Raw genomic sequence first — 3854 nt, forward strand, 5'->3', positions numbered from 1 at the left:
CTGTCGAAGGCTGTCGTGGGTACGTCGACCTCCTCGCCGTCTACTCCGAACGCATCGACCGCGCGGCACATGAGGCCTTCCGTGCGGCGCTCGACGAGCTCCGGTGCTATCCAGGGATAAAAAAAGTCAGGAGACCGGGCGCATCCGGAAGCTTCTTCCCGGTCCTGCCGCTCATTCTCGGCGGAGACGACCTCACGGTCGTGTGCGACGGACCTGCGGCGTTACCCTTCACGGCCGCCTTCCTGCAGGCATTCGAAAACCGGACGGCAGCTTTGTTGCACCCTAAGGAAAAGCAGCTCACGGCGGCGGCCGGCGTCGCCGTCGTCAAGCAGCACTACCCGTTCTCCTCGGCGTATCAGCTCGCCGACGATCTCACGGATGAGGCCAAACGCGTGAAGGTCAAGGCCGTCGGCGCCAGCGCGCTGTCCTTTCACGTCCTGTACGACAGCGCCGCGACCGGACTGGACAATCTGCGGGCACGCACGACGTTGCCCGGAGGCGACCGGCTCGTTGCTCAGCCGTACGTCGTTACCGGAAATGACAATGCCGGCTGGGCTGACGGTCGCCGCTGGTCGGATCTGCTGGCCCGGGTCACCGCGCTGCGGGGGACCGTCGATCCCACCGACGGCGACAGCGATCGCGGACGGGCTCTCCCACGCAGCCAGACCCACACCCTGCGTGCCGGGCTGTTCCTCGGCCGCGACACCGCAGACGGTCGCTTCCAACTGCTGCGCAACCGCTACGGCCGCAGCGGCTTGTCTGCGCTGGCCGCCAACAGTGAACGTTGGTCGCTGTTCTGGGAGGAAGGCGGCGTTCACATCACAGGTCTGCTCGATGCGATGGACGCCGAGGAGTTCATCGGTGACCGCGACGAGACGGCGGCAAGCCGGTGACCGCGCACGAGACCACTCCTCCCGCACCAGCCGCGGCGCAGGAACAGCCGGCGGTCTCCTCGTCGATATCGACGCAGCCGCCGCCGCAGATGTCAGGTCCTGCACCGCTTCCCACCGGTACTCCCCTGTCCTACCGGCTTGTGTTCACCTCCGACTGGCATCCGGGTACCGGAACAGGACGTCCCGGCGACGTCGACCACCTGGTCAACCGTGACGCCGACGACCTGCCGTATCTGCCGGCGAAGACCGTCACCGGTGTGTGGCGTGACGCCTGCGAGATTGTCGCCCGCGCCCTTGACGGCAGCAGTGACACAGGACCGTGGCAGGGCTGGGTGAGGTTCGCCTTCGGTAGCCAGCCGGCTCTTTCCGGTAGCCCGACAACGACCCGAGGCACGGGACGGGACGCCGCCGGAGCAGCGGGCGGGAAGGCGCCCTCCCCGCCCGCCAGCACGGCGCCGCCGGTAGCCGCGGCGGTGTCGATTCGGGCGGCCCGCTACTGCGATGGCGTGCGCGCGGTGCTGGCCCGCGACTCGTTCGTGCGCGAGGCCGTCACCTTCGTCAAACCGGGTGTGCGCGTCGACCCGCACACCGGTCGCGCCACGCCCGGAATGTTGCGGTTCTCCGAGCAGGCCCGGGTCGGGTCAGTCCTGCACGGCACGTTCGAGATCACCGGCGCCGCCTCGCCGGGCGGCCTGGCGTCCGCGGCACCGCTGGACGAAAACGCCCGGCGCTGCGTCACGGCGCTGTTGCTCGCCGGCAGCAGGCTCGTCGAACAGATCGGGGGTAAACGGCGCCGTGGTAACGGACGGTGCACACTGGAACTCCCGTCGATCATCGATCCGACACCGTGGTGGGACTGGCTGGAAACCGCCTCTCCCCCGCCGCCACCAGCCGTCGATGCCGCGCCCCCCGCGGTCACATCCGCAGTCACATCCGCGGTCACATCCCCGGTCACGCCAACTCCGTGGCCTCACGCGACTCCGGTGCCCGGCTGGGAGATTGCGCGACTGAGCATCACCTTGGACGACCCGCTCGTGGCCGGCGGGCGTCAGCTCGGCAACCAGGTGATGGGCCGCGACCACATCCCCGGGTCCACCCTGCTGCCCGGCGTGCTGCGACGCCTCGGACCGGCAGGCCAGGCCGCGCTCCTCGCCGGCCACCTGGTGGTGACAGACGCGACCGTGGACGTCGCAGGCGAACGCGGACTACCCGTGCCACGCACGTTCGGTGCGGTGAAGACCGAACCGGGTCGGATCATCAACCGTGCCAACACCGACGCGCGCACGCTGGAGACCCGCAAGATCGACGGGTACGTCGCCACCACCCGTCCGCTTCGGCGGGTCCGGCCGACACTGTCGGTCCACACGCACAACAGCGTGAGCGACACGATGCAACGGCCGACGACCGACGAGGGCGGCGGTGTGTACACCTACCGTGCGCTGGCGACCAAGCGACCGCTGGTCGCTGAGATACGGGTACGTGCGGGCCTGCTGCCCGCCGGATGGGCCGAGGACCTGTCGGGTTCATGGGTGCTGGGACGCTCTCGCAAGGACGACTACGGCCGGGCAACGGTCAGCGCGACGCCCGTGTCACCGCCTGCGCCGCGGGCGCGGCTTGTCGACGCCCGCCGCATCGTCGTCTGGCTGGTCAGCGACATGATTCTGCTGGACGAACGGCTGCGCGCGTCCAGCGATCCGGCGTTGCTGCGAGAAGCGCTCACCCGGGAGCTGCGCCTGCCCGCCACGGCGCTGAAACAGGTCGGCTCGGCGGACGGTCGCCGGAGCCATACGTTCGCGGTGACACGCACCGAGTCGTGGCACACCCGCTGGTGTCGGCCGCGTCCGACTCTGCTCGGCCTGGCCGCCGGCAGCATTGTGAGCTACGACCTCACGGCGGGTGACGGCAGTGGCGGTACCACTCCGCGGCTGGATCCGACGCTGGTCGCCGAGCTGGAGACCGGGGGTCTCGGGGAACGGCGCGGCGAAGGACTCGGTCAGCTGTGCATCGCCGCCGTCCCGGGGCCCTCGGGGGGTGTCGAGGACGGGCCCGAGGTCATCACACGCTTCGCCGACACGCAGGAGCCCGCCGAGAAGGCCCTGGCGGCACGGACGGAACCCCGGGCCGCGGCCGGTGCCGCACCGAGTACGACAATTCCCATCGGCGGCGCGGGCACGGCGGATACCCGTGCCACGAACACCGACATCCTGTCGGCCGACGACATCGCGCTCATCGCGGCGCTGCGCACGGAGGCCTGGCGAGCAGAAATCGCGAGGCGTGCCGTCACGGTCGCAACCGACCCCGACGGCCTACGCCGGGTGTTCGGCGACGGCGTCGACAAGGTCCCGCCGTCGCAGCTCGCCCAGCTCCGCGACATCCTGCCCCGGCTGGCTGACCGCGCGGCCACCGAATCGCTCGTCGACAAGCTCGTCGACCCGTCCCGCCGGCGATCATGGCCAGACGGCGTCGGCAGACAGCTGAAGGCCCTCCTCACCAGACCGGGCCAGGTGTGGGAGGCCCTGGGCTGGGTCGGCCCCGCGGGCCCGACGGCCGGAGGTCAGACCCATGAAGCGCCGCACGCCGCGACGATCGCCGCGAACCTGCGAACGGAGCTGTGGCAGGAGGCCGTGCAGACGTTGGTCCTGACCTGCCTGACCGCGCACCGCCGGAACCGGGAGGCGCAGTGATGGCCGGCCGACCTTTGCACCACCGGCTGCGGGTCCGCGGCTGGCTTGAGGTGTGCTCGCCGCTGCACGTCGGCGGGCTCGGGCACGACCCGGACGTGGACCTGCCGGTCGCGCTCGACGGCAAGTCCCGGCTGTACGTGCCCGGGACGAGCCTCGCCGGAGTGTGCCGCCACTGGATGACGGGCCGCTGCACCGACGCGAACACCCTCGATGAGCTGTGGGGATTCACCGACAACACCGACGGCCGGGCGAGCCGGGTGTTCGTCCGCGACGGCCT

2 protein-coding genes and 1 pseudogene are annotated in these 3854 nt (G+C 70.6%); all 3 read left to right on the forward strand.

Features of this window, described 5'->3' with window-relative positions:
* A pseudogene (locus tag MJ785_RS15780) lies at positions 1 to 893 on the forward strand (hypothetical protein); the annotation flags it as partial.
* Positions 890 to 3577 (forward strand): RAMP superfamily CRISPR-associated protein, encoded by a 2688-nt coding sequence (locus tag MJ785_RS15785; RefSeq protein WP_239381517.1) that lies wholly within the window; start codon positions 890 to 892, stop codon positions 3575 to 3577. The pseudogene MJ785_RS15780 and the gene MJ785_RS15785, both read left to right, overlap by 4 nt.
* On the forward strand, positions 3577 to 3854 hold a 278-nt coding region (locus MJ785_RS15790; protein WP_239381519.1), incomplete at its 3' end, for an RAMP superfamily CRISPR-associated protein. The genes MJ785_RS15785 and MJ785_RS15790, both read left to right, overlap by 1 nt.

Source organism: Protofrankia sp. CiT1, from assembly GCF_917627335.1.
Taxonomy (GTDB): domain Bacteria; phylum Actinomycetota; class Actinomycetes; order Frankiales; family Frankiaceae; genus Protofrankia.